Source organism: Citrobacter sp. S39 (genome assembly GCF_009495675.1).
Classification (GTDB): Bacteria; Pseudomonadota; Gammaproteobacteria; order Enterobacterales; family Enterobacteriaceae; genus Citrobacter; species Citrobacter freundii.
Window position 1 is genome coordinate 3,213,153 of record NZ_CP045555.1, and the last position, 25,223, is coordinate 3,238,375.

Consider the following 25,223-nt stretch of genomic DNA (forward strand, 5'->3'; position numbering starts at 1 on the left):
AAATGGTAAATAAATTTTTTGACTGGATGAAAGAAGTGTAGTGCGCGGTTGAAATTTGGGAGGTAAAAAGAAAACGACCTTTCAAAAATGAGAAAGGTCGCTTGATTTATGCGTGTTACGCGGCTGGACGCGCGATAACGCTGCGGGTTTCCATCCGTACTTCAGCGATAGTTACGTCAATCACATCCGTGACTTTGTAAACAACTTCACCTTTAATTTGCACGGTGCCGCTTTCCTGGCTGCATACCAGTTCATCACGAACGGCGTGCAGGAACGGTGCTGGAATAAATGCAACAGCGCCATTATCAACTAAGCGCACGCGCATGCCACCGCGGCTGACGTCAATGATCTCGGCCGCAAAGCGGGTGTCGGTACCGGCTTTATCACTCAGGAAACGGGCGTATAGCCAGTCACCCACGTCACGCTCAGCCATCCGGTTTAGGCGACGACGTTCTGCCATTTGCACGGTGGTATCATCCTGAGGTCGGGCGATGGTTTCGCCTTTGATGACGGCCTTAAGCAGACGGTGGTTGATCATATCGCCATACTTACGGATTGGGGAAGTCCAGGTGGCATATGCCTCCAGACCCAGCCCAAAGTGTGGACCTGGCTCAATACTTATTTCAGCGTAAGACTGGAAGCGGCGAATTCGGCTGTCGAGGAAGCCGGATGGCTGAGCATCCAGTTCGCGGCGCAGTTTGCAGAAACCTTCCAGAGTCAGGACTTCTTCGGCATCGACGTGCATACCGTGGGTTTTCAGCAGCGCGGCCAGAGCGTCGGCGTTGGCCGGGTCGAATCCCATATGGACGTTATAAATACCGAAACCCAGCTTGTCGCGAAGCACACGAGCGGCGCAAATATTTGCCGCAATCATGGATTCTTCCACGATACGGTTTGCGATGCGGCGTGGCTCAGCGACGATGTCCAGTACTTCACCTTTTTCACCGAGAACGAAACGGTAATCCGGGCGATCTTTAAAGACCAGCGCGTGGTTATGACGCCACTCTCCTCGGCTCAGGCAAATACGATGCAGCAGACGGATCTGTTCCGCAATCGCGTCGTTTTCTGGTTGCCACTCGCCTGTACCTTCCAGCCAGTCGGAAACATTGTCATAGGCCAGCTTCGCTTTTGACTCAATTGTCGCAGCGAAGAAAGTGATGTTGTCTTCAATCGTGCCATCGGCGGTAATGCTCATACGACAAGCTAAAACTGGGCGCACTTCGTTCGCGCGCAGAGAGCAGAGATCGTCAGACAATTCACGTGGCAACATCGGGATATTGAACCCCGGTAAATAATTGGTGAACGCGCGAATTTTTGCCGTTTTATCCAGCTTACTGCCTTCTGCAATCCAGGCTGTTGGGTCGGCAATGGCGACGGTTAATTGTAGCGTGCCGTCAGCTTGTTCTTCAGCATACAGCGCATCGTCCATATCTTCGGTGCTGGCGCTGTCGATGGTGACGAAATTGAGGGCGGTTAAATCTTCACGAACCAGGCCTTCGTCCAGCATTTCGGTTGCTACGCCGTCCGGTGCTTCTTTTTCCAGATTATGGCGTGCCAGTGTGACCCACCACGGGACAAAGTGGTCATCAGCAAAAGTGATAAATTGGGTTAACTCGGCGTAGAAGGTGCGATCGCCTTTCAGCGGATGACGGCGCATTTCTGCAACCGCCCAGTCGCCTTCTTTAAATTCATGTTCAACGCCGCGGGTGGCACGACATGGAATAGCATCTTTCAGTAACGGATGATCCGGCACGATGGACAGACGATCATTTTTGCCCTGAACTTTACCCACGAAGCGCGTCAGGAAGGGTTCGATCAGTTCTTCCGGCTCTGCAGACTCACGATCTTTTTCTGTATGGATAACCGCAACAATGCGGTCGCCATGCATCACTTTTTTCATCTGCGGCGGTGGAATGAAATAGCTTTTTTGTGCATCGACTTCCAGGAAGCCAAAGCCTTTTTCCGTGGCTTTTACCACCCCTTCAGCACGTGGCGTCTGGGAATGTAGTTGCTGTTTAAGCTGCGCTAGCAGCGGGTTGTCCTGAAGCATAATTGTCTATTTTCGTGGCTAAAAGAGCGGCTGACAGTTTTACGCGATTCTGCCAGTGGCAGCAAGCGCTCTTTCAGTAAGTGGATCGGTTAATCAGTGTCGCCCAGCGCGATTTTCAAGCGATTCAACCATCCGCACAATCCACTCCAGGCTAGCAGGTTAATGGCCTGCTCTGAAGAGATTCCCTGATCGAACAAAGACGTTAACAGTGCGGTGCTAAAGCGGTCGGGCGCCCGGGTCAGCCATTGTACCGCCTGTAGGGTAACGCGCTCAACCGGATGTCGTTGTTCCCAACGTTGTAATTCACGTTCATCCAGGCGAAGCAGGGCGATAACGTCGACTAATTCATTTGCTGTATACGCCTGCTCGTTAAAGCAGGCCACGCTGCCGTTAATTCGTGACGTCATCAGCGCTGCCAGTGAAAATGCCTGTACTGATACAGCGCTGCGCCGGGCACTGGAAATCAGCGTCGTGAGTAAATCTAAAATGACAGGTGAATGTATCAATAATGGCACCAACGCTTGCAGTTCATCGGGATATCCTCTGGCAGCGTTCTCATCATGGGGGGGATATTTTTCGATCGGGAATGGTGCAGCATGCCAGGTTGTCTTTGTGGCGTTAAATAACGAAGCGTGAGCAAATTGCTGAATATCCAGCCCCGGTATTCGGCGTACCGGATGACCAGACCAGGCCTGAAACAGGGCCACGGTTCGGGCCTGAAATCCGACGAAGCCGATGATTTGATTCATCAGAATATTATCGCTGGTGGTCAGTCCGACCGCCTCCAGATGCTGACGGTCGCGTTCGCCTATCACGGCAGGAGAGCTGGCAAGTTGGCGAGCATATTGGGTGATTTGTGCCAGTCGATGGTTACTTTCCCGCGAGGAGTCCGGACCGGGAAGCGGTGTTAAACGCGCGGCATAGTGATTACATAATCGCTGCACACCATACACCTGAGCGACGGTCAGGGCTGTACTCATTCGTTCATAGGCACTGAACGTATGCATCTGATTCAGGTTTACATGAGCCGGGAAGAGCGTCTGGGCAAGTTTACGGGCAGGGGTTAACCAGGATTGAAAGGGCGAAAGAGCGTCATCAGGTAATGCCAGATCCAGTAAAAAACTGTCGTCGACATGAGCGGCTTCCGGGACCAGCGGCAGAACATCTTGCGGATACGTGCTGGATTGCGTCTCATGATACCAGTGGCTTTTGCCTTCAATTCGGCGTTGTTCCATGGGCGTTCCTTGGTCTAAAAGTGGCGACCCGGACTCGTCGTCATACTATTACGCCGGATCGTTTGCGCTGCAATATCCTGACGTAAGCAGATGAGGGGATGAAAGATTGTTACGTGATAATAAATATCAGAAAGGCATATGTGGTGGCTGAGAGGAGTGTCATGGGCGGCGCAAGACCGCCCATCGAGGTCTTAGGATTATTTAAGTTCCAGCTCGTTCATTGCGGCGATGCTGAAGCCACCGTCAACGTGTACGACTTCACCAGAGATACCGGCAGAGAGATCGGAGCACAGAAATGCTGCGGAGTTACCCACATCTTCAATGGTAACGGTGCGGCGAATCGGTGTAACTGCTTCACAGTGCGCCAGCATTTTACGGAAATCTTTAATGCCAGAAGCGGCGAGTGTACGGATTGGACCTGCAGAAATGGCATTCACACGCACGCCTTCAGGCCCCATCGCATTAGCCATATAACGGACGTTCGCTTCCAGGGAGGCTTTCGCCAGGCCCATGACGTTATAGTTAGGGATTGCACGTTCTGCGCCCAGATAGGACAACGTCAGTAGCGCAGAGCCAGGGTTTAGCATGGAACGACATGCTTTTGCCATCGCAACAAAGCTGTAAGCGCTAATGTCATGCGCAATTTTAAATCCTTCGCGGGTAACTGCGTTCACATAATCGCCATCCAGTTGGTCAGCAGGTGCGAAGCCGATTGAGTGTACGAAACCGTCGAATTTCGGCCAGGTTTTGCTCAGTTCAGCAAACATGGCGTCAATGCTGGCATCTTCAGCCACATCACACTGCAAAACAATGTTGGAGCCTAATTGCGCTGCAAATTCTTCCACACGACCTTTCAGCTTGTCGTTCTGGTAGGTGAACGCCAGTTCAGCACCTTCGCGATGCATCGCCTGAGCGATTCCCCATGCGATAGACAATTTACTGGCAAGGCCTGTCACCAGAATACGCTTACCTGATAAAAAACCCATGGCTTTAATCCTTTTTGTTAACACTTATCTTTTACCAATCAATGAATTATGATTGACGCGTTAAGCTCACTCGAAATTGGTCTGAAATTATATCCCACGCCTTTTCCCTGAGGAATTGTTATCAACCTCACGTGACCTGTCACTTCATTGCATGTGGGGAGTATATCATCCCCCTCCGGTTATGCTTCGTTCAGGCATTTAACGTCGGTGAAGCAGAGAAAATGCAAGGTTTCAAAGGCATTGAAATGGTATTATTTCATTGCTAGCTGATGTTAATAAACATAGCAAGGTAGGAACTTTCTTAAAACAAAAAATATGACAATATTCAGCTTGTTATGATATATTGTTTTTATCGATCAATATCGATACATTGATCGATATTATTGATTGATTGTGATTAGAAGTGCATTATCAGGATGTTATGATCAATTGGAGTGGTCTTATGCACTATCATTTCATCGCGGAAACGATGAGAGACACAACAGATAAATTACTGGGCGTAGAGATGAACGCCCGGTTTACTTCAGATACGGTTCAACCGTTGCATCCAGATTTCATCATTTCAGCGTGGGATAGCGAACAAAAGCGTAATTTCATGCTCGAGCAAATTCGATTAATTGCCGAAAAGCGTGACTGGTTTGAGCGCAACAGCCTTATTTGTACCCTGAAACTCATTGACGAAATGGCGCTGCTGGCGATTGGTGATCCAGCCATCAAGTCGGCCTTACAGGCACTACCATTTATTGCACTGGAACTTTCAGAACGTTTTCTGACGAATACCGTGTGCCTGAATAGTCTGTTGATTAATTCACTTCGCGACGGCCCAAACGCATTGTGGTTAGGCGATCTTGGCTCCGGCAGCGTAGGGGCCAGCCCGCTGGTTTGCGGTCATTTTGACGTTGTTAAACTGGATCGCGGTTTTTTCCTGGAACAGGTAGAAAAACCGATGTTCCCGGTGCTGATCAAAAATATCAGGGAATATTGCGACCGTGTTGTAGTGAAGGGAGTCGAAACAGCACAACTTGTCGACGAGGCCAGTGCTGCAGGTGTCTGGGCAATGCAGGGTGCCCTTTATCCGTCAGTCACGTTTACCGAAGTTGATACGCTGCTCTTACCTACGTTGTGTCACTGATGGCAGAATGCCCCCCGGTTGAGGGGGCAGTCGTTTGTTAGCGATCTTTCCGCCAGGCGTCGGCGGTAAGCGCTTCGCCGAAATGACCTGCAATCAGGCGACGGGTAAGTTCATGCAACGGGGAGGCCAGAACGTCCGCTGTACTGCCGCGCTCAACAACTTCGCCCTGATGCATGACTAATACCTGGTCGCTGATGTGCTTCATCATGCCAATATGCTGAGTCACATAGATATATGAAATCCCTTGTTTTTCCTGTAATTCCAGCATCAGATTGATGAGCTGCGAACGCATCGACATGTCCAGAGAAGCCAGGGCTTCGTCGGCGATAATGACTTTGGGTCGTAAAATGAGTGCACGGGCAAGGCCCAGACGCTGTTTTTGCCCCGGCGCTAACATATGCGGGTAATAGCTTACGTGATCCGGCAGCAGTCCGACCATGCGCATGGTCTCCACGATCTGTTTACGACGCTGCTCAGGCTCGAGGTCGGTATTCAGACGTAGCGGAAAATCGAGGATCTGCGAAATACGTTGCCGAGGATTAAGCGATGTTGACGGATCCTGGAAAATCATACGGATCCGCTGACTACGAAATGAATAATCACCATATTTTAACGGATGATCGTCAATCAGCAGCTCACCGCTGGTAGGTTCAATCATACCCGCCAACATTTTTGCCAGCGTAGATTTCCCTGAACCGTTTTCACCAATGACGGCGAGCGTCTGACGTTCGCGCAGGGTGAAACTCAGGGGCTTGACGGCCTCAACGGTCTGGCGGCGAAATAAACCTGTCCGGTAGCGAAAGGTTTTGCTCAGATTACGAACTTCGAGCAGGGTTTCTACCATCTCACTCTCTCTCCATGTTCAGCGGGAAATGACAGGCGTAGAGATGATTCTTTGCTCCGGTCAGTCTTGGGGTTTCAATACATTCGCGTTGTGCATAAGGGCAGCGCGGCCCCAGACGACAGCCGATGGGTAATTGTTCCAGCAATGGAATTGCTCCTGGCATGGTATTCAGGCGGCTTTTGTGCGGCATTGCGCTACCAAAATCAGGAATAGCGCGAATCAACGCTTGAGTATAAGGATGATGCGGAATGGTCACCAAATCTTTACTTGGCGCGGTTTCCACCGTTTGTCCGCAGTACATCACGTTGATTTTGTCAGCCCACTGGCTGAGCATTTGCAGGTCATGGCTTATCAACAAAATGGTGGTATTGCTGTTTTGATTCAGACGGGTTAGCAGACGGAAAATTTGCGCCTGGGTGGTTGGCTCCATCGCGTTTGTCGGTTCATCGGCAATCAGCAAACGCGGCTGATTCGCCAATGCGATAGCGATCATGACCTTCTGGCATTCGCCGTCGGTTAGCTCATACGGGAAGCTGCGCATGGCATCTTTATGGTCTTTTATCCCGACGCGGTGTAAGAGTTCAATCGCACGGCGTTTGCGCCAGCCGATGCGCTGCCACCAGCGGCCCTTGTAAGTCCAGGCAGGAATATTTTGCATTAGCTGCCGTCCGATCCGCTCAGACGGATCGAGACATGACTGTGGCTCCTGAAAGATCATGGAGACGTTATGACCGACCAGTTTGCGTCGTTCACGCGCGGAAAGGCGTAGTAGATCGATATCATCAAAACGCATACGGTCTGCGGTTACGCGCCAGTTATCTTTAGCGACGCCGCAAATGGCCTTAGCGATCAGACTTTTGCCGGAACCCGACTCGCCGACCAGCCCGCGGATTTCACCCTCGTTGAGGGTCATGCTGACGCGATCAACTGCCTTAACCCAGTCGTCACCGGTTCTGAATTCAATCGTCAGGTTGCGGATATCCAGTAATGGCATTATTCCACCCCCGCAATAATTGCGCGGCGCACGCCGTCACCCAGTAGGTTAACCAGCAGCACGCTTATCATAATTGCTGCGCCTGGCAGCATGACCGTCCACGGTGCGACATAAATCAGCTCCAGCGCGTCACCGAGCATGGCCCCCCATTCCGGGGATGGCAGCTGTGCGCCAAGATCGAGAAAACCCAGCGCGGCGATATCCAGAATCGCCATCGACAGTGCGCGGGTGATTTCAGTAATCAGACCGGCGGTAATATTCGGCAGAACGGCAAACCACAGAATATTCAGTGTGGTTGCACCATCCAGGCGAGCGGCAATGACGTATTCTTTCTCCAGCTCGTCATGCACCATGCTGTAAACGGAGCGCACCATGCGCGGCAGCAACGCCAGCCAGACCGCAAACATGGCGTGTGTCAGATGCGGTCCGGCAAAGGCCACCACAATAATCGCCAGCAGCAGAGAAGGGATAGACAGCAGGGTGTCCAGAATGTGGTTCAGCACCGCGGAGCGTAAGCCGTGCGTCGCACCGGCAACTACGCCCAATACAAGGCCACACAGTGTGGCGGCAAGAGTGACGACAAACGCGCCTCCAACGGTCGGGGCCGCGCCGCTGAGCAGACGACTTAAAACGTCTCGTCCCAGATCGTCAGTTCCGAGGAAGAAAGAGACTTCGCCATAGCGTGACCATGACGGCGGTAAAAGCTGATAGCCGAGAAATTGCTGATCGATGCCGTAAGGGGCAAACCAACCACCAAAAATACACAAAACAGCCAATCCCGCGCAGCCGTACAGGCCGATCATCGCAGTTGCATCACCATAGAAATTGCGCCATGCGGTGCGCAACGTACCTGGCGGGCGTTTTTCGCTATAGACGCTATCGTAAGGCATACCATTCCTTATGTTTCAGAGGGTTAGCCATAGCACCCAAAATATCAGAGATAACGTTGACGATGATAACCAGTGAGCCAATCACCATAACGCCTGCTGAAATCGCCGCGTAATCCTGCTGGCGAATCGCGTTAATCAACCAACGGCCAAGACCAGGCCAGCTAAAGACCATCTCGGTGATCATCGCCAGCGTCAGCATGGTGGAAAACTGTAAGCCCAGACGCGGGATCACCGGCGGCAGGGCGTTGTGCAGAACGTGACGGCGCAGAATCGTTAAGCGTGACAAACCGCGTGTGGCTGCCGCTTTGACGTAGTTCTGATCAAAGACCTCAATGGTGCTGATACGCATCAGGCGGATGACTTCGGTGGTGGGCGCAACGGAGAGCGTTAGCACCGGGAGCACCATATGACGGATAGCGCTGACCAGCATTTCATCGCGCCAGGGTGAGTCGGAGATCCACGCATCAATAATGGCAAAACCGGTAACGGGTTTCACCTCGTAGAGAAGATCAAAACGCCCGGAAACGGGTAACCAGCCGAGGGTCAGTGAGAAGAGCAATGTCAGCAGCAGAGCCAGCCAAAAAACGGGGATAGAAAACCCCATCAGAGCCAATGCGCTGATGCAACGATCCTGCCATTTGTTGCGCGTGATGCCTGCCAGCATACCAACGGGGATCCCGACCATTAGTGCAAAACCAAAGGCAAGAATGCACAGTTCCATTGTGGCCGGGAACACCTCTTTCAGCTGTTCTGAGATCAACTGACCGTTGATACTGGATACACCGAAATCCCAGTGAATGAGACCATTGAACCAGAATACCCAGGCGTTCCACAACGATGCTCCCTGTAACGGCGCATGAGGTGTGAAATAGCTCAGGCTGAATCCAATAAAAGTCAGGAAGAACAGGGTGACCAGTAGCAGCAAAAATCGACGCAGGGTGAAGATAATCATGGTTTTTTCACCTCATCTTTCTTTTCCCTGAACACCCCGGCAAAAGAGGAATTGCCGAACGGACTGAGCACCAGCCCTTTGATGTCGTAGCGGTAAGCCTGTAGACGCAGTGAAGAGGCCAGCGGCAAGATCGGTAACTCTTGCGCAAGAATATTTTGCGCTTCGTCATAGGCATCAATTCGCGATGAAAGCTGCTGCGAAGAGAGGGCTTTGCGCAGAATGCTGTCAAACTGCGGATTACACCAGTGGGCAAAGTTGGTCTGTGAATTGATGGCGGCACAGCTGAGCAACGGCCGGAAAAAACTGTCAGGATCGTTACTGTCCGTCGCCCAGCCGGATAACGTCAGATCATGGTTCATATCCATTAATCTTGCCTCCTGAAAACGGCCTTCTACCGGGATGATCTTCACTTTCACACCCACCTGAGCCATATCTGCCTGAATCAGCTCTGCGGTTTTCAGGGGACTGGGGTTCCAGGCCTGAGAGCTGGTAGGGACCCAAAGTTGTAACGTCAGATTCTCCAGCCCCAGTGCTTTTAACTGCTCGCGCGATTTTGCCGGGTTGTACTCTGTAATTTTAGCTTCGTTATCATAAGCCCACGAGGCGCGAGGCAAAATAGATGCCGCGGTTTCTGCCGTCCCGTAGTAGATAGACTGCATTAACCGTTGGTTGTTGATCGCTAGCGCCAGCGCATGCCGCACGGCAGGGTTATTCAACGGCGGTTTATTGGTGTTGAACGCCAGATAGGCAATGTTCATCCCCGGGCGCAGCGTCAGACGCAGGCGAGGGTCATCACGCAATATGCTGAGCTGGCTGGCGGCAGGCCAGGCTAAAACGTCACATTCGCCGGTCAGTAACTTTGATAACCGTCCGGTTCCGCCAGAACCGAGGTCCACTACCACCTGCGGCATCAGAGGAGTGCCACGCCAGAATTTTTCATGCCGCTGCAACCGAATATATTGGCCGGCACGATTCTCCGAAAGTTGGTACGGTCCTGTGCCGACAGGTTGTCTGTCGAGCAGTTCCTGACGATCCTGTTTTGCCAGGTTAGCCGCATATTCCGCCGACATTACGGAGGCATAGTGTGTGGCAAGATGCCACATAAAAGAGGCATCAGGTTGAGTTAAGCGGAATTCAACGGTGTTGTTGTCCAGTTTGCGCACACTTTGGACGTTATCGGCGAACTGCAGGCTGTCGAAGTAGGGGAAATTGCTGCCGTTCACATTGTGCCACGGATGGTGGCGATCAAAGATGCGCTCGAAGGTAAACACCACATCGTCTGCATTCAGTTTGCGGGTGGGAGTGAACCAGGCGGTCTTTTGAAACTGTACGTCACGACGCAGATGGAAGCGGTAGGTTGCGCCGTTATCCAGCACCTCCCAGCTTTCAGCCAGCTCAGGCACCAGTCGATAGGTGTAGGGATCTACATCAAGCAGTCGGTCATACAATTGGGCCGCTAACGTGTCGACAATGAGACCACTGCTCGTTTTTTGCGGGTTGAACGTATTGACCTGCCCGCTGACGCAATAGACAAACCCACTGTCACGGATATCAGCGTGCGAAGCTTGCTCAGGCGCAGCAGCAGCCTGACCACTCAGAAATCCAGCCATCACGATCAGAGATGATAAAACCAGGCGCATAATTTTAATGGATTATATAAAGAGGCTATCTTACTAATACTTAATGACATTTGCCATTACCGTTTGTTTTAGGGGGCAGCAGGGGGGATAACCACGATTTCAACATCGCGGTATGGTCAAAATTCATACCCGCCATCCACTTTGAATATACTCTATTAACTATCTTAGCATTTTCATGACCCATCTGACCCGCAATAAACGAGGCGCAGGATGTGAGCCTTGGTGTAATCGGTTATGGTTTCGACGCGAAGATAAAATGCGTAAGCGGTTAGCCAATGACAGCGATGCCAAGACGTTCCATGAGCAATGCGGCCTGATAGCTGTCCAATTTGACACCTTGTAAATCGACGCCCCGAATATCTAAATCACCCAGTTCTGAATTGGTCAAATCACAGTGCGTGAAATTTGCCGTCCGCCAGTCGAACGACGAAAACTCGCCACCGGAGAGATCGGAACCACTCAACGTCGCACCCAGTACCTGAGTTCCCATCCAGCGATTTTCCCACAATTCGCACTTTTCAAGCACGGCCTTCGAAAAGTTGGCGTAGCTTAGATTGGTATTAGTGATATATGCGCTGCAAAACCAGGTGCGCGTGGTGATCATATTCATGAAACTTGCGCCGCGAAAATCTGCACCCTGTGCGCGGCAGTGGCGAATTTCTATGCCCAACGCACTGACGTTGCGAAAATCCGCCATGGATAAATCACAGCTTTTAAAAATGGCATCTTTCAGTATTGCGCGACTGAAATTGCACCCTTTCTGGCTTTCTCGATCATAGAACTGACAGCCGATAAATTCAGTACCGCTAAGGTCGGCACCCGAAAAATCACAGTTAAAAAAAGTGCTATTTTCAACTTTTTCACCGGTGAAGCGGTTTCTGTCAATTTTTTCGCCAATTAATGCCAGAGCCATAATAATGTGCCTGTTTTTTTATACAGTATTACTGGGATGTTAAGCTGTTTTAACGTTATACGTCAAACCATCCAATATCACGTCGACAAATGTGCATTAAATCTGGTGTTTCTTCAGCAAGGCTCGTAGCTGATGATAAGTCAGACCCAGTAATTCAGCGGCTTTTTTCTGATTAAATTTTGCCTGCTGTAAGCTGGTTTGTAGAAAGTCTTTCTCTTGTTGTTGTTGGAATTCACGCAGATCCAGCGGTAATGCTACAGATGCTGGTTTTGCTTCCTGCACCTGAGATTCCACGACATGGCGGCGGAAGGGGTCAATGATTATCTCATCCAGCGGGTAATCACTGGTCCCATGTCGATAAACGGATCGCTCCACGACGTTTTTCAGTTCACGAATATTGCCCGGCCAACGGTAGTGGAGGAGCGTTTCTCTGGCTTCGGCACTAAACCCTGGAAACAGTGGTAACCCGATCTCGCGGCACATCTGAATAGCAAAATGCTCGGCCATTAACATTATGTCGCTTTGGCGTTCGCGTAACGGTGGGAGTTGCACTACGTCAAAGGCCAGACGATCCAGCAGGTCCGCGCGAAAAGTACCTTCGTTGACCATGCGAGGTAAGTCGGCATTGGTTGCACAAACAAGTCGTACGTTAACCTGCAACGGCTGGCTGCCGCCAACACGTTCCAGCTCTCCATATTCAATAACGCGCAGCAATTTTTCCTGCACCAACATCGGGGCGGTTGCCAGTTCATCGAGAAACAGCGTACCGCCGTCGGCGCGTTCGAAACGTCCAGGATGGCGTTTTTGAGCGCCGGTAAAGGCACCTGCTTCGTGACCAAACAGTTCGGAATCAAGCAAGTTCTCGTTGAGCGCTGCGCAGTTAAGCGAAATAAACGGGCCTTGCCAACGGGTGGACAGATAGTGCAGGCGGTTGGCAATAAGCTCTTTCCCAGTACCTCGCTCACCGATAACCAGGACAGGCTTATCCAGCGGTGCCAGATGAGAAACCTGCTCCAGCACTTCAATAAAGCTGTTTGCTTCACCCAGAAGATTGTCTTTGTATCCTGCCATGATGAAATTCACCATTTGTTAGTGTTATTCACCAATTTACCCTAATTCTCTCGCCAGGTAAAATTAGATATAATTATTAAAATCAATGAGATAAAAAGTTGGCACGCCAAGTGCATTACGAAATCAGCAGGGCTTAGCCCGATATCAGAACAGTAAGTGAGGATTACATTATGGGTATTTTTTCTCGTTTTGCCGACATCGTGAACGCCAACATTAATGCGTTGCTGGAAAAGGCTGAAGATCCGCAGAAGCTGGTGCGGTTAATGATCCAGGAAATGGAAGATACGCTGGTTGAGGTGCGTTCAAACTCCGCACGCGCTCTGGCAGAAAAGAAACAATTATCTCGTCGTATCGAACAGGCCAGCGCGCAACAGGCAGAGTGGCAAGAAAAAGCTGAGCTGGCGCTGCGCAAAGAGAAAGAAGATTTGGCGCGTTCTGCGTTAATCGAAAAACAGAAATTGACTGACCTGATTGCTTCTCTGGAGCATGAAGTCACGCTGGTTGACGATACGCTGGCGCGTATGAAAAAAGAGATTGGTGAGCTGGAAAATAAACTCAGTGAAACCCGTGCTCGTCAGCAGGCGCTGATGCTACGTCATCAGGCAGCGAGTTCTTCACGTGATGTTCGTCGTCAGCTGGACAGCGGTAAACTTGATGAAGCGATGGCGCGCTTTGAATCTTTCGAGCGTCGTATCGATCAGATGGAAGCTGAGGCTGAAAGCCATAATTTCGGTAAACAGAAGTCCCTGGATCAGCAATTTGCTGACCTGAAAGCAGATGATGAAATCAGCGAGCAGCTGGCGCAACTTAAAGCCAAAATGCAGCAAGACAAGCAATAATAACATCTGGCGGCGCCCGAACGCGCCGCCGCTCATCACCTGTAAGGAGTACTCATGAGCGCGCTATTTCTGGCTATCCCGTTAACCATCTTTGTGCTGTTTGTTTTACCGATTTGGCTCTGGCTGCATTACAGCAACCGTTCCAGTCGTGGCGAACTGTCGCAAAGTGAACAGCAACGTCTGGTCGAACTCAACGATGACGCACAGCGGATGCGTGAGCGCATTCAGGCGCTGGAAGACATCCTTGATGCTGAACATCCAAACTGGAGGGACCGCTAATGGGAGGCGTTAATCTGAACAAAAAACTGTGGCGTATTCCGCAGCAGGGCATGGTTAAGGGGGTTTGTGCGGGTATTGCGCATTATCTCGATGTGCCTGTGAAGCTGGTACGGATCCTGGTGGTGCTGTCAGTCTTTTTTGGTCTGGCCTTTTTCACCTTCGTCGCTTACATCGTGCTGACGTTTGTATTGGATCCGATGCCGGATAATGTGGTTTCCGGCGAGCAGCAGCCATCAAGCGGTGAGCTGTTGGATGCCGTCGATCGCGAGCTGGCGGCTAGTGAAAAGCGTTTGCGTGAAATGGAACGTTATGTGACGTCCGATACTTTTTCCTTACGTAGTCGTTTCCGCCAATTGTGAGGTTAGAAATGAACAATCGCTGGCAACGTGCCGGGCAAAGGGTTAAGCCGGGCTTTAAAATAGCAGGTAAGCTGGTGCTTTTAACGGCGCTTCGCTACGGCCCGGCGGGGGTAGCAGGGTGGGCGGTGAAATCCGTCGCCCGACGCCCGCTAAAAATGCTGCTGGCGTTGGTTCTGGAACCTGTGTTGAGTCGGGCTGCGGCAAAATTGTCGAAACGATATTCCGGTAATCGAACCTGATATTTGAATCAGTAAAAGCAAGCAACAATTAATCAACATTCCCTCAGTTAATTTGCGGCAGCTCACAAATACGATTTTTTGGCTGCCAAAATTCTTTTTTTACCCCCCTTCAGACCACCTCAGCTAATTGACAGCTTATTTTACGCAGAGTAGTCTCTTGGTTCATGGGACCGCTACCACGAGAATCGAAGGTGAACCAAAAAATCCAAAAATGCCTGACAGAAGTTTATGGTCATACATTTACTTCATGCCACTATGAAGCGCTGTTTGCACGTTAGAGAAATCACAGAGATTAATTAAAAAAATCCGTAAAGCGCATTGGGATGAGGGCGATGTGGTGCTTATTACCTACGCCGATCAATTCCACGGGGTTGGTAAAAAACCGTTGCCGACGTTTAATCAGTTTTATAATGAATGGTTTAAGTCGACATTTTCTCATGTGCATCTTCTGCCATTTTATCCGTGGTCATCGGATGATGGTTTTTCCGTGATTAATTACCATCAGGTTGCCGAAGAAACCGGTGACTGGAATGATATTAAGGAATTAGGTGAGTCCAGTCGACTGATGTTTGATTTTGTTTGTAACCATATGTCAGCTAAAAGCGAGTGGTTTAATAATTATTTGCAACAGCTTGACGGTTATGAAAATTTCTTTATTGCAATGGATCTTGATACGGACCTGAGCAACGTCACACGTCCACGCGCATTACCGTTACTGACACCATTTACGCTAAAAGATAACACCGTGCGCCATTTATGGACGACGTTCAGCGATGACCAGATCGATCTCAACTATGCCAACCCGGTGGTATTACTGGCGATGGTCGATGTGCTGCTGAGCTATCTTGAGCAGGGCGCAGATTATGTTCGCCTGGATGCGGTTGGCTTTATGTGGAAAGAGCCTGGAACGAGCTGTATTCATCTGGAAAAAACGCATCAGCTTATCAAACTATTCCGCGCTATTGCGGACTGCGTGGCGCCTAGTACGGCGATTATTACCGAAACCAACGTCCCGCATAAGGATAACGTGTCCTACTACGGTAATGGCCATGATGAAGCGCATATGGTGTACCAGTTCTCGCTGCCGCCGCTGGTGCTGCATGCGGTACAACGCCAGGACACGTCGATATTGTGCCAGTGGGCGCAATCACTGGAGCTGCCGTCTGGTGAGACGACCTGGTTTAATTTTCTCGCATCGCATGATGGCATTGGTCTCAACCCATTACGCGGTTTGTTGCCTGAAGACGAGATCATGCGGCTGGTGACAGAACTACAACAGGAAGGTGCGCTGGTTAACTGGAAAAATAACCCTGATGGCAGTCGCAGTCCGTATGAAATTAACGTGACATATATGGATGCGCTAACCCCTGATAATTGTAGCGATGCCGAACGGTTTTCTCGCTTTATTCTCGCACATGCCATTTTGCTGAGTTTTCCAGGCGTGCCGGCGGTTTACATTCAAAGCATACTTGGCTCACGCAATGATTATAAAGGTGTTGAGACGTTCGGTTATAACCGCGCGATCAACCGCAAAAAATATCAGGTGAGACAAATAGAAGCGGAGCTGGCAGATGAAACCAGTTTGCGTCACGCTATTTATCATGAGTTATCCCGACTAATTGTAATACGTCGTAATAATAAAGCATTTCATCCTGATAGTGATTTTCAAATTAACAGTATTACACCAGCCGTAATGCAAATTAAACGTACTGCGGAAACAGGTGAGGAAATTACCGGGTTATTTAATGTCAGCGGTCATACTCAAACCATTCGTATTGATATAGAAAATGGAGTTGATTTGATTGGCGGTAAAACTATTTCCGGTAAGGAATTAACGTTGTACGCCTGGCAGGTCATGTGGGTTAAGTAATAAAAAGGAACATTTCATGCTTAAAGCTAAAATTGTGCTGATTTCAGCACTGGTTTCCTGCGCCCTGGTTTCCGGGTGTAAGGATGATAAAAAGTCCTCTGTCGCGATTGAATTTATGCACTCTTCTGTTGAGCAGGAGCGGCAGGCGGTCATTGCAAAACTGATTGAGCGTTTTGAAAAAGAAAACCCGGGCATCAGCGTCAAACAGGTTCCTGTGGAAGAAGATGCTTACAACACCAAGGTCATCACTCTGGCGCGCAGCGGTTCACTACCTGAAGTCATCGAAACCAGCCATGACTACGCGAAAGTGATGGATAAAGAATCCCTCATCGACCGTAAAGCGGTAGCGCAGGTCATCAACGGCGTAGGTGAGGGTACTTTTTATGATGGCGTCCTGCGTATTGTACGCACTGAAGACGGTAGTGCATGGACCGGGGTTCCGGTCAGCGCCTGGATTGGCGGGATCTGGTACCGCAAAGATGTGCTGGCAAAAGCCGGACTGGAAGAGCCAAAAGACTGGCAGCAATTGCTAAACGTGGCGCAGAAGCTCAACAATCCTGGCAGTAAGAAATACGGTATTGCGCTACCCACGGCAGAAAGCGTTTTGACCGAACAGTCATTCTCCCAGTTTGCGCTCTCTAACCAGGCCAACGTTTTTGATGCGCAGGGAAAGATTACGCTCGACACACCTGAAATGGCGCAGGCGTTGCAGTATTACCGCCAACTTGCCATGAACACTATGCCTGGCTCGAACGACATTATGGAAGTCAAAGATGCTTTCATGAACGGCACGGCGCCAATGGCGATTTATTCCACCTATATCCTCCCGGCGGTGATCAAAGAGGGCGATCCTAAAAATGTTGGCTTTATGGTACCGACGGAAAAAAATTCCGCTGTTTACGGCATGCTGACGTCGCTGACCATAACCGCAGGTCAAAAAACCGAAGAGACAGAAGCGGCAGAGAAATTTGTCACCTTTATGGAGCAGGCCGACAACATTGCGGACTGGGTCATGATGTCGCCAGGGGCGGCGCTACCAGTCAACAAAGCGGTGGTGAATACTTCGACGTGGAAAGATAACGCCGTTATCAAAGCGCTGGGTGAATTACCCGACCAACTGATTGCCGAACTGCCAAATATTCAGGTCTTTGGCGCTGTAGGTGATAAGAACTTTACCCGCATGGGCGACGTAACCGGCTCCGGCATCGTGAGTACCATGGTGCACAACGTCACGGTAGGAAAAGCTGACCTTTCAACGACGATGAAGGCCAGCCAGACCAAACTGGATGACCTTGTAGAACAGCGCTAATGGGGAAATGGAAAGCCGTGATGAATAAGTTCTTTTCAGGTCGAACTGATATGCCATTTGCCATGCTGCTGCTGGCGCCCAGCTTGCTGTTATTGGGCGGTTTAGTGGCGTGGCCGATGATATCTAACATCGAAATCAGCTTTATGCGTTTGCCGCTTAATCCGCAAATTGAGTCTACGTTTGTCGGGCTGAGCAACTATATCCGTATCTTATCCGATCCCGGATTCTGGCATTCGCTGTGGATGACGGTCTGGTATACCGCGCTGGTTGTGGCAGGGAGCACGGTGCTGGGGCTGGGAGTGGCGATGTTTTTTAACCGTGAGTTTCGTCTGCGGAAAACAGCGCGCTCACTGGTCATCCTCTCTTACGTAACGCCATCAATTTCGCTGGTGTTTGCCTGGAAATACATGTTCAACAACGGCTACGGCATTGTGAACTACCTCGGCGTGGATCTGTTGCATCTCTACGATCAGACTCCGCTGTGGTTCGACAATCCCGGTAGCAGCTTCGCGCTGGTCGTGTTGTTCGCCATCTGGCGCTACTTCCCGTATGCCTTTATCTCGTTTCTGGCGATTTTACAGACTATTGATAAATCGTTGTATGAGGCGGCAGAAATGGATGGCGCGAACGCCTGGCAACGGTTTCGCATCGTCACGCTGCCAGCGATCATGCCGGTGCTGGCGACCGTAGTCACGCTGCGTACGATCTGGATGTTTTATATGTTCGCCGATGTTTATCTGCTGACCACTAAAGTCGATATTCTCGGGGTCTATCTCTATAAAACAGCGTTTGCATTTAATGACTTAGGCAAAGCGGCTGCGATCTCTGTCGTCCTCTTCGTCATCATTTTCGCTGTAATCCTGCTGACCAGAAAACGGGTGAACCTCAATGGCAACAAATAAGCGCACGCTTGGCCGCATTGGCTTTTACTGTGGATTAATTGTCTTCCTGGGTATCACGCTATTTCCATTTTTTGTGATGCTGATGACCTCATTTAAAAGCGCAAAAGAGGCGATTTCGCTGCATCCGACACTGTTACCGCAGCAATGGACGCTGGAACATTACATCGACATCTTCAACCCGATGATTTTCCCGTTTGTTGACTACTTCCGTAATAGCCTGGTGGTATCGGTGACTTCTTCGGTGGTGGCGGTATTTCTGGGGGTGCTCGGGGCGTATGCGCTTTCCCGCCTGCGTTTTAAGGGACGAATGACCATCAATGCCAGTTTTTACACGGTGTATATGTTTTCGGGGATCCTGCTGGTGGTGCCGTTATTCAAGATCATTACGGCACTCGGCATCTACGACACCGAAATGGCGTTGATTATCACTATGGTCACCCAGACGCTGCCGACCGCAGTGTTCATGTTGAAAAGCTATTTCGACACCATTCCGGATGAGATCGAAGAAGCCGCGATGATGGATGGGTTGAACCGTCTGCAGATCATCTTTCGTATTACCGTGCCGTTGGCAATGTCTGGTCTGGTTTCGGTCTTTGTGTACTGCTTTATGGTGGCGTGGAATGACTATCTGTTTGCCTCGATTTTCCTTTCCAGCGCCAGCAATTTTACCTTACCGGTCGGTCTGAACGCGCTGTTCAGTACGCCTGACTACATCTGGGGACGCATGATGGCCGCATCGTTAGTCACCGCATTACCGGTGGTCATTATGTATGCGCTTTCCGAACGTTTTATTAAAAGTGGTTTGACCGCAGGCGGCGTGAAAGGCTAAGCGGCCAGTTTAATTAAGGAGTTGTAAATGAAGAAGTTAGTTGCCACAGAACCGCGCGTTGCGGCGTTGGTGGAATATGAAGACAGAGCGGTATCCGCCAATGAAGTTAAAGTTCGCGTTAAATTTGGCGCGCCGAAACATGGCACAGAAGTGGTCGATTTTCGCGCTGCCAGCCCGTTTATTGACGAAGATTTTAACGGTGAATGGCAAATGTTTATGCCGCGTCCGGAAGGGGCTCCACGCGGAATCGAATTCGGTAAATTCCAGCTTGGCAATATGGTGGTGGGCGATGTTATTGAGTGTGGCAGCGATGTGACCGAATACGCCGTTGGCGATTCAGTTTGCGGATACGGACCTCTGGCAGAAACGGTTATTTTTAATGCGGTGAACAACTACAAACTACGCAAAATGCCTGAAGGCAGTTCGTGGAAAAATGCCGTGTGCTATGACCCGGCACAGTTCGCCATGAGCGGTGTGCGCGACGCCAATGTGCGCGTCGGTGACTTTGTGGTCGTCGTGGGCTTAGGCGCAATTGGCCAGATTGCCGTGCAACTGGCTAAGAAAGCGGGAGCCTCAGTGGTCATCGGCGTCGATCCTATTGCCCATCGCTGCGATATCGCGCGTCGCCATGGCGCGGATTTCTGCCTGAATCCGATTGGCACCGATGTAGGCATGGAAATTAAGAAGCTGACCGGTAAGCAGGGCGCAGATGTGATCATCGAAACCAGCGGCTATGCAGATGCGCTGCAGTCGGCGTTACGCGGTCTGGCCTATGGTGGAACCATTTCCTATGTCGCTTTCGCGAAATCTTTTGCTGAAGGTTTCAACCTGGGGCGTGAAGCGCACTTCAACAACGCCAAAATTGTCTTCTCTCGCGCCTGCAGTGAACCGAATCCAGATTATCCGCGCTGGAGCCGCAAGCGCATCGAGGAAACCTGTTGGGAACTGTTGATGAACGGTTACCTGGACTGTGAAGAACTCATTGACCCGGTAGTGACTTTCGCCAACAGCCCGGAGAGCTATATGCAGTATGTCGATCGCCATCCGGAAAAGAGCATCAAAATGGGCGTGACGTTTTAATTAAGGAATGCAGAAGATGAAAATTGGAACACAGAATCAGGCTTTTTTCCCGGAAAATATTCTCGAGAAATTCCGTTATATCAAAGAGATGGGATTCGACGGTTTTGAAATTGACGGCAAATTGCTGGTCAACAATCTTGCGGAAGTAAAAGCGGCGATCAAAGAAACAGGTTTGCCTGTTACCACTGCCTGTGGAGGATATGACGGTTGGATCGGTGATTTTATCGAAGAGCGTCGTTTAAACGGGTTGCGGCAGATTACCCGCATTCTCGAAGCGCTGGCCGAAGTTGGTGGACAAGGCATTATTGTACCTGCTGCATGGGGCATGTTTACCTTCCGCCTACCGCCGATGACCTCTCCGCGTAGCCAGGAAGGCGATCGTAAAGCTATCAGTGATTCATTGATTTATCTTGATAAAGTTGCCCAGCGTACGGGTACGGTGGTGTATCTGGAACCGCTCAACCGCTATCAGGATCATATGATCAACACCCTGGCGGATGCCCGTCGCTATATCGTGGAAAATAATCTGAAGCATGTGCAAATCATTGGTGATTTTTACCATATGAATATCGAAGAAGACGATATGGCACAGGCGCTGCACGACAATCGCGATCTGCTGGGTCACGTCCATATTGCGGATAACCATCGTTATCAGCCGGGAAGCGGTACGCTGGATTTCACGGCGCTGTTTGATCAACTGCGTGAAGATAATTATCAGGGTTACGTTGTGTACGAAGGGCGCGTACGAGCAGAGAATCTGCCGGAAGCGTATCGTCAGTCACTGGCCTGGCTGCGTACTTGCTAAGAGGATTTCCGTGAAAAGTGCACTGACAAGCGCTCCGTTACGTGTCGCCATTATTGGTGCCGGGCAGGTGGCGGATAAAGTTCATGCTTCGTACTACTGCACCCGCAACGATCTGGAACTGGTGGCTGTCTGCGACAGCCGCCTGTCACAGGCGCGGTTGTTTGCAGAAAAATACGGTAATCCGCAGGTTTGGGACGATCCGCAAACGATGTTACGCGAAGCTAAGCCAGATATCGTCAGCATCTGCTCGCCCAATCGCTTTCATTATGAACACACCATGTTGGCATTGAACGCTGGATGCCATGTGATGTGCGAGAAACCTCCGGCAATGACGCCAGACGAGGCGTTGGAAATGTGTAAAACGGCGCGTCGGGTGGGAAAAGTACTGGCTTATGATTTTCATCATCGTTTTGCGCTGGATACGCAACTGCTTCGTGAGCAGGTGATGGCCGGTATTCTGGGTGAAATCTATGTCACCAATGTCCGCGCTTTGCGCCGCTGCGGCGTGCCCGGCTGGGGAGTGTTTACCAACAAAGAACTGCAGGGCGGCGGGCCGCTGATTGATCTTGGTATTCATATGCTTGATGCCGCCATGTATGTGTTGGGGTTCCCGGCGGTAAAGCGCGTTAACGCTCACAGCTATCAACGCATTGGCACGCGTAAAAACAGCGGCCAGTTTGGGAAATGGGATCCCGCGACGTATACCGTGGAGGATTCTTTGTTCGGCACGATTGAATTTCATAACGGCGGTATCCTGCGCCTGGAAACCTCTTTCGCGCTGAATATTCCTGAACAATCGATTATGAACGTTAATTTCTGCGGCAATTTGGCGGGGGCGACGTTATTCCCGGCCCAGGTTTACACCGACCGTGATGGTGCGCTTGACGTGCTGCTTGCGCGCGAGATGGCTGATGACAACCGTCATTATCGCAGCATGGAAGCCTTCGTTAACCATGTCCAGGGCGAGCCTGTCACTATTGCTGACGCAGAGCAGGGCGTCGTTATTCAACAACTGGTTGCCGCACTGTACCAATCGGCTGAAACAGGGACCTACGTAGACTTATGACGAAGCCAGTAATGCTAACTGAACCGGCTTTTTGCCCACATAGCCTGAATAAATATGCGTCACTCATGACGACCGGTAACGGGTATATGGGAATTCGCGCCAGCCACGAGGAAGCTTACACCTTACAGACTCGTGGCATGTATCTGGCTGGGTTGTATCACCGTGCGGGTAAAGGCGAAATTAATGAACTGGCTAATCTACCCGATGTAGTCGGAGTGGAGATCACGCTTAATGGCGAGATTTTCTCGCTAACCAGCGGCGTGATTGAAAGCTGGCATCGCGAACTGGATTTTGCCAGCGGGGAATTGCGCCGTGCGTTTATCTGGCATGCACCTGGCGGGACGCGTTTCGCTATTGAGAGTCGGCGGTTTGTCTCGGCACAGAAGCTGCCGCTGTTTGCTATGGAAGTGGTCGTAACGCCACTGGATGCCGATGCCAGCATTGGTATCTCAACCGGTATTGATGCCACGATCACCAATCATGGCCGTCAGCATCTGGATGAAACACAGATTAGAGTCTTTGGTCAGCATCTTCTGCAGGGCATTTACACAACCCAGGACAATCGCAACGATATCGCGATCACCTCATATTGTGACGTCGACGGCGCAGCGCAGCGCTGCTTCACCGCGAAAGAACGTCGGTTGTTACAACACAACACCGTGCAGGCGCAAGCCGGTCAGCGCGTCACGCTGACGAAAATGAGTTGGGTTGACTGGACGAGCGAACGCAATCTGTCGCTTGAGACCTGGGGACGCCAGTCGCTGCGTAACATTGAAGCATGCGCGAAACAGGGATATGACGCTCTGTTGGCTGAGTCGAGCGCCAACTGGCATGCCTGGTGGCAAACTCGTCGCGTTCAGGTTACCAGCTCTGATATTAGCGATCAGCGCGCGCTGGACTATGCGCTTTATCATCTGCGTGTGATGACCCCAGACCATGATGAGCGCAGCAGTATTGCGGCCAAAGGTCTGACGGGTGAAGGGTATAAAGGCCACATCTTCTGGGATACTGAGGTCTTTTTGTTACCGTTTCACTTGTTTACCGAACCGAAAACCGCGAGAGGTCTATTGCGTTACCGCTGGCATAATTTGCCGGGCGCGCGTGAGAAAGCCCGCCGTAACGGTTGGCAGGGCGCGTTGTTCCCGTGGGAAAGCGCTCGCAGCGGTGATGAGGAAACGCCTGAATTCGCGGCGATCAACATCCGTACCGGGCTGCGGCAAAAAGTGGCCTCCGCACAGGCTGAACATCACCTCGTGGCGGATGTTGCCTGGGCGGTAATCAATTACTGGCATGCCACAGGGGATCTAAACTTCATGACCCGAGAGGGCATGACGCTGCTGCTGGAAACGGCGAAGTTCTGGACTAGCAGGGCTGTCATGGTCAACGATCGTTTAGAGATCCACGATGTGATTGGCCCGGATGAATACACTGAGCATGTGAACAACAATGCGTTCACCAACTACATGGCCTGGTACAACGTAGAGCAGGCGCTGGGTTTTGCCCGTCGGTTGGGCTGTGGCGATGACACGTTTATTCATCGCGCAGAGCATTTTTTACAGTATCTTTGGCGACCGGAAGTGCAGCCCGATGGCGTGCTTCCTCAGGATGATACCTTCCTGAACAAACCGGTTATCGATCTGTCGCAGTATAAAGCCAAAGCGGGCAAGCAGACCATTTTGCTCGATTACTCCCGTGCAGAAGTCAATGAGATGCAAATTCTCAAACAGGCTGATGTCGTGATACTGACCTACATGTTGCCGGAGCAATTTAGCCCGCAAACCTGTCTGGCTAACCTGCGTTATTACGAGCCACGTACGATTCACGACTCCTCTTTGAGTAAGGCGATTCACGGGATTGTGGCTGCGCGTTGTGGTGATTCGGCTCAGGGATATCGGTTTTGGCGCGAAGGTTCGCTAATCGATCTCGGGGATGACCCGCACAGCTGCGATGATGGAATTCATGCGGCGGCAACGGGCGCAATCTGGTTGGGCGCTATCCAGGGATTTGCCGGAGTGAATGTTCGCCATGGGGAGTTACATCTTGCCCCTGCATTACCGGAACATTGGCAAACACTGTCTTTCCCACTGCGCTGGCAGGGTATCGATTTGCAGGTAACCATCAATGCAACTGAAATCCGCATTAACAGCGCCGAGCAGATTACTCTTTGGGTAAAAGGGGAAAAGATCTCTGTTCAGGGGGAGATAGTTATCTGCAATGACGTCATTATTTCGCCCACTTATGGGACCGCTACCACGGAAGGGGGTGATGAATGATACTCAAACCACAGGCCATCATTTTTGATTTAGATGGCGTGATTACCGACACTGCACATCTGCATTTTCTCGCCTGGCGGCAGGTAGCCGGTGAAATAGGGATTGCGATTAACGAGGCATTTAATGACAGCCTGAAAGGGATTAGTCGCGGCGAATCGCTACAGCGTATTTTGCAATATGGCGGGAAAGCGGGGGAGTTTACACCTGAGGTTTGCGCACAATTGGCCGAGAGAAAAAACAGACTGTATGTCCATTCTTTGCGCCAGTTGACGGTGAACTCGGTATTGCCGGGAATACGTGAGCTGCTGATGACGTTGCGGGAAGAGCGGATTCTGGTGGGGCTGGCCTCTGTGTCGCTCAATGCCCCTGCGATTTTACAAGCGCTTGATCTTAAATCTTATTTTGATTTCTGTGCGGATGCCGCGCTAATTTCTCGCTCGAAACCGGATCCGGAGATTTTTCTGGCAGCCTGTGCGGGCCTTGGCGCTGACCCGCAGCAGTGTATTGGCATAGAAGATGCTCAGGCGGGTATTGATGCGATCAACGCCTGCGGCATGCTCTCTGTTGGCATTGGTACGGGGCTGAACGGAGCAAGCTTGCAACTTCCTTCAACCGAATTTCTGACGTGGCCGTGCTTATCGGCTCTCTGGCAACACGACAAGTAAA

General features: G+C 50.8%; 23 protein-coding genes and 1 pseudogene. 14 read left to right on the forward strand and 10 right to left on the reverse strand.

Features of this window, described 5'->3' with window-relative positions:
• Window positions 1–115: 115 nt before the first annotated feature.
• The 3 genes from GFB57_RS15330 to fabI all read right to left on the reverse strand — a co-directional run bounded on the left by GFB57_RS15330 (window position 116) and on the right by fabI (window position 4,271).
• The gene (locus GFB57_RS15330; RefSeq protein WP_003020571.1) at window positions 116–2,050 is read right to left on the reverse strand and encodes an exoribonuclease II; all 1,935 of its coding nucleotides are present in this window, start codon (window positions 2,048–2,050) and stop codon (window positions 116–118) included.
• 89 nt (window positions 2,051–2,139) lie between these two features.
• Window positions 2,140–3,285 (reverse strand): carboxymuconolactone decarboxylase family protein, encoded by a 1,146-nt coding sequence (locus tag GFB57_RS15335; protein WP_003020568.1) that lies wholly within the window; start codon window positions 3,283–3,285, stop codon window positions 2,140–2,142.
• A 197-nt stretch (window positions 3,286–3,482) separates the two neighbouring features.
• Window positions 3,483–4,271 carry an enoyl-ACP reductase FabI gene (gene fabI / locus GFB57_RS15340; protein WP_003020565.1) on the reverse strand — a complete coding sequence of 263 codons (789 nt, stop codon included), beginning with the start codon at window positions 4,269–4,271 and terminating at the stop codon, window positions 3,483–3,485.
• A 442-nt stretch (window positions 4,272–4,713) separates the two neighbouring features.
• Here fabI and GFB57_RS15345 point away from each other — a divergent pair, with 442 nt between their 5' ends.
• Window positions 4,714–5,403, forward strand: a complete 690-nt coding sequence (locus tag GFB57_RS15345) for an EAL domain-containing protein (protein ID WP_008322387.1) — start codon at window positions 4,714–4,716, stop codon at window positions 5,401–5,403.
• 37 nt (window positions 5,404–5,440) lie between these two features.
• Here the strand turns inward: GFB57_RS15345 and sapF are convergent, their stop codons facing one another.
• From sapF to pspF, 7 genes are all read right to left on the reverse strand, one after another.
• Window positions 5,441–6,247: a peptide ABC transporter ATP-binding protein SapF gene (sapF, locus tag GFB57_RS15350; RefSeq protein ID WP_003020558.1), complete on the reverse strand. Its 807-nt coding sequence runs from the start codon at window positions 6,245–6,247 to the stop codon at window positions 5,441–5,443.
• A gap of 1 nt (window position 6,248) precedes the next feature.
• Window positions 6,249–7,241: a peptide ABC transporter ATP-binding protein SapD gene (sapD, locus tag GFB57_RS15355; protein WP_003020556.1), complete on the reverse strand. Its 993-nt coding sequence runs from the start codon at window positions 7,239–7,241 to the stop codon at window positions 6,249–6,251.
• Entirely contained in the window at window positions 7,241–8,131 is an 891-nt protein-coding gene (gene sapC, locus GFB57_RS15360) for a peptide ABC transporter permease SapC (RefSeq protein ID WP_003020550.1), read from the reverse strand. The genes sapD and sapC overlap by 1 nt, the downstream gene beginning before the upstream one ends.
• Window positions 8,118–9,083 carry a peptide ABC transporter permease SapB gene (sapB, locus tag GFB57_RS15365; protein ID WP_003020545.1) on the reverse strand — a complete coding sequence of 322 codons (966 nt, stop codon included), beginning with the start codon at window positions 9,081–9,083 and terminating at the stop codon, window positions 8,118–8,120. The genes sapC and sapB overlap by 14 nt, the downstream gene beginning before the upstream one ends.
• Complete coding sequence (gene sapA, locus GFB57_RS15370; RefSeq protein ID WP_003020540.1) at window positions 9,080–10,723, reverse strand: ABC transporter substrate-binding protein SapA; 1,644 nt, start codon at window positions 10,721–10,723, stop codon at window positions 9,080–9,082. Before sapA ends, sapB begins: the two co-directional genes overlap by 4 nt.
• A 268-nt stretch (window positions 10,724–10,991) precedes the next feature.
• Window positions 10,992–11,636, reverse strand: coding sequence for a quinolone resistance pentapeptide repeat protein QnrB38 (locus tag GFB57_RS15375; protein ID WP_003020537.1), 645 nt, complete (start codon window positions 11,634–11,636; stop codon window positions 10,992–10,994).
• A 96-nt stretch (window positions 11,637–11,732) separates the two neighbouring features.
• Window positions 11,733–12,722 carry a phage shock protein operon transcriptional activator gene (gene pspF / locus GFB57_RS15380; protein ID WP_161958342.1) on the reverse strand — a complete coding sequence of 330 codons (990 nt, stop codon included), beginning with the start codon at window positions 12,720–12,722 and terminating at the stop codon, window positions 11,733–11,735.
• A 155-nt stretch (window positions 12,723–12,877) separates the two neighbouring features.
• Between pspF and pspA the strand changes: the two genes are divergently transcribed.
• The 13 genes and pseudogenes from pspA to pgmB all read left to right on the forward strand — a co-directional run bounded on the left by pspA (window position 12,878) and on the right by pgmB (window position 25,222).
• The gene (pspA, locus tag GFB57_RS15385) at window positions 12,878–13,546 is read left to right on the forward strand and encodes a phage shock protein PspA (protein WP_003020532.1); all 669 of its coding nucleotides are present in this window, start codon (window positions 12,878–12,880) and stop codon (window positions 13,544–13,546) included.
• Between the two features lie 54 nt (window positions 13,547–13,600).
• Window positions 13,601–13,825 carry an envelope stress response membrane protein PspB gene (gene pspB / locus GFB57_RS15390; protein WP_003020509.1) on the forward strand — a complete coding sequence of 75 codons (225 nt, stop codon included), beginning with the start codon at window positions 13,601–13,603 and terminating at the stop codon, window positions 13,823–13,825.
• On the forward strand, window positions 13,825–14,184 hold the full coding sequence (gene pspC / locus GFB57_RS15395) for an envelope stress response membrane protein PspC (RefSeq protein ID WP_003020497.1): 360 nt from the start codon (window positions 13,825–13,827) through the stop codon (window positions 14,182–14,184). The genes pspB and pspC overlap by 1 nt, the downstream gene beginning before the upstream one ends.
• An 8-nt stretch (window positions 14,185–14,192) precedes the next feature.
• Entirely contained in the window at window positions 14,193–14,423 is a 231-nt protein-coding gene (gene pspD, locus GFB57_RS15400; RefSeq protein WP_003020493.1) for a phage shock protein PspD, read from the forward strand.
• Window positions 14,424–14,614: 191 nt separating this feature from the next.
• A pseudogene (locus GFB57_RS15405) lies at window positions 14,615–16,293 on the forward strand (sugar phosphorylase).
• Window positions 16,294–16,309: 16 nt separating this feature from the next.
• Window positions 16,310–17,602: an ABC transporter substrate-binding protein gene (locus GFB57_RS15410; RefSeq protein ID WP_008322382.1), complete on the forward strand. Its 1,293-nt coding sequence runs from the start codon at window positions 16,310–16,312 to the stop codon at window positions 17,600–17,602.
• A gap of 20 nt (window positions 17,603–17,622) precedes the next feature.
• Window positions 17,623–18,504: a sugar ABC transporter permease gene (locus GFB57_RS15415; protein WP_003020476.1), complete on the forward strand. Its 882-nt coding sequence runs from the start codon at window positions 17,623–17,625 to the stop codon at window positions 18,502–18,504.
• Window positions 18,491–19,333 (forward strand): carbohydrate ABC transporter permease, encoded by an 843-nt coding sequence (locus GFB57_RS15420; protein WP_003020474.1) that lies wholly within the window; start codon window positions 18,491–18,493, stop codon window positions 19,331–19,333. Before GFB57_RS15415 ends, GFB57_RS15420 begins: the two co-directional genes overlap by 14 nt.
• Window positions 19,334–19,360: 27 nt before the next feature.
• A complete protein-coding gene (locus tag GFB57_RS15425) occupies window positions 19,361–20,413 on the forward strand; it encodes a zinc-binding alcohol dehydrogenase (protein WP_003020471.1) in 1,053 nt (350 codons plus the stop codon).
• A gap of 16 nt (window positions 20,414–20,429) precedes the next feature.
• Window positions 20,430–21,218 (forward strand): sugar phosphate isomerase/epimerase, encoded by a 789-nt coding sequence (locus GFB57_RS15430; protein ID WP_003020467.1) that lies wholly within the window; start codon window positions 20,430–20,432, stop codon window positions 21,216–21,218.
• 10 nt (window positions 21,219–21,228) lie between these two features.
• Window positions 21,229–22,284 (forward strand): Gfo/Idh/MocA family oxidoreductase, encoded by a 1,056-nt coding sequence (locus tag GFB57_RS15435; RefSeq protein ID WP_003020463.1) that lies wholly within the window; start codon window positions 21,229–21,231, stop codon window positions 22,282–22,284.
• Window positions 22,281–24,557: a glycoside hydrolase family 65 protein gene (locus tag GFB57_RS15440; RefSeq protein ID WP_290366832.1), complete on the forward strand. Its 2,277-nt coding sequence runs from the start codon at window positions 22,281–22,283 to the stop codon at window positions 24,555–24,557. Before GFB57_RS15435 ends, GFB57_RS15440 begins: the two co-directional genes overlap by 4 nt.
• The gene (pgmB, locus tag GFB57_RS15445) at window positions 24,554–25,222 is read left to right on the forward strand and encodes a beta-phosphoglucomutase (protein ID WP_003020458.1); all 669 of its coding nucleotides are present in this window, start codon (window positions 24,554–24,556) and stop codon (window positions 25,220–25,222) included. The genes GFB57_RS15440 and pgmB overlap by 4 nt, the downstream gene beginning before the upstream one ends.
• The last annotated feature ends 1 nt before the right edge of the window (window position 25,223 follow it).